The sequence below is a fragment of the Leadbetterella sp. DM7 genome (genome assembly GCF_040829825.2).
In the GTDB taxonomy this organism is placed as follows: Bacteria; Bacteroidota; Bacteroidia; order Cytophagales; family Spirosomataceae; genus Leadbetterella.
Genome location: NZ_JBFOLH020000039.1, coordinates 1 through 1,639, shown reverse-complemented (window position 1 = coordinate 1,639; position 1,639 = coordinate 1). Strand labels below are relative to the sequence as shown.

Annotated in this window: 3 protein-coding genes; all 3 read left to right on the top strand. The window is 36.3% G+C overall.

Annotated features, from left to right (window positions below):
• Positions 1-236, top strand: a 236-nt coding sequence (locus tag AB2U10_RS19095; protein WP_493820783.1) for a hypothetical protein, incomplete at its 5' end; no start/stop codon positions are given.
• A gap of 420 nt (positions 237-656) precedes the next feature.
• The gene (locus AB2U10_RS19090; protein ID WP_367916682.1) at positions 657-893 is read left to right on the top strand and encodes a hypothetical protein; all 237 of its coding nucleotides are present in this window, start codon (positions 657-659) and stop codon (positions 891-893) included.
• A 176-nt stretch (positions 894-1,069) separates the two neighbouring features.
• On the top strand, positions 1,070-1,639 hold a 570-nt coding region (locus AB2U10_RS19085), incomplete at its 3' end, for a hypothetical protein (RefSeq protein ID WP_493820782.1).

The window sequence follows — 1,639 nt, the reverse complement described above, 5'->3', positions numbered from 1 at the left end:
ATGAACATTGGCTAAGGGAAACACTCACATTCCGGCAATATTTTGATTTTTTACAAAACTATACGCAGGAAGCTGAATTAAACCGGAATTTGCTGCCCAATGCCGATATAACCGGCTTTCTTGATCCCTTGCTTCTTACAGAAGATCACCCTGCCTCTATTTATTACCTAGAATCTTTATCTCTTCTCCTGTTCAACCAAGAACCATTCCGTAGAAGAAACATAAGCAATTCATAAACAAAGTCTAGAAAGTGCTCCGTAGTTTTAAGAAGAACATAAAGTGACTTTGCGAAACGATAGGAAAATCATAATATCCCGATTATACCAAAACGTTAAGAGTTCTATTGAGAATTAATCACAAATGCAGTGAACAGCTTATTTTAGCACATTAACTTCTTTTTTTACACTTTCACTGCAAAAAAGTAACAGTCTACTGCACAGATTTGCAAAAGATGAAACACCAAAATATATTTGAACCATCAGAAGATTACCGTCAGAAGAAATATAACAGAAAAACTAAATCGATATAACTTGATAAAAGTAATTGGAATATGAAATATAACATTAGGCAAAAAAACAAAAATAACTAACTACATATAAAGGTAAGGATTTGATGATCAAGTCATAAATATTTTCAATTTTAATTCTATTATTTCTATGAACAATGTAAACCTAAAAGGTTTTTTTTCCAGTACAGAGATACTGCAAAAAGACGAGATGAAAAACATTAAAGGAGGAGGTGGAGATAAATGCGCTGTATGTTCTATGGGGCCTGGCGGCGCCGGCGGAACGTGTGGAGAGTATGTATTTAGTTTTGCCGAAGCCAGTGCTATGGCAAATGAGTTTAATCAGGATGTGGATGATGGATATGTCTATTTTTTTCATTGTCCCTAAACAAAAATACTTTTTTTTCATCATTACAAAATGCTATATTACTTTTTATAAATCCCTCTCTACTGATGAGGGATTTATAAATTATAAAACTGTATATTTAAACTGTGAATATCACACTGTTCAGATACCCCTTACTGCTAAAGGTTTAGTTTAAGTCCGGAGCGGATACACATTCAATGGAACGAGACAGCAGCCCGCGTTCCCAACGACACTCATCTGAACCTGTACAGAAAAGTGATTATAAGCGAATTAAAATAAACACGATGAAAAATTTATTTTTTATCATTGCACTTCTCTCTTTCTCGGTAAAGGCATGGAGTATCTCAGCAACGAAAGTCACTACTATCTATATCGAAAACAGAAGCAGCAAGAGGCTGGGTATCCAGGCTGAAATCACACCCGACTTCGTCTTCCCGCGTTATAGAACTGAAAATATATATGACACGCTTTATTTCTACACGGAAGCACCCTTCCGCCTGGTATGCGACAATATAGACTCCAGCCGCCGCTACCTATATACCACTTACCTTCTTCAACCCGGGGAAACGGTCTGGTTAAAAAACGAACCCGGCAAAACATGGGCTTATTCCTCTGATACGCTCAGGAACAATGAACTCAACTTCTTTGTAGATATGCAGAAGGAAACAGGTAATTTTGAAGGCTTTATGTCTTACATTCCATACAAAAGAAAAAATATAGATTCCTTATTCAATGCGGTAACCCGGCTATACAAAAAGCGTTTTGAC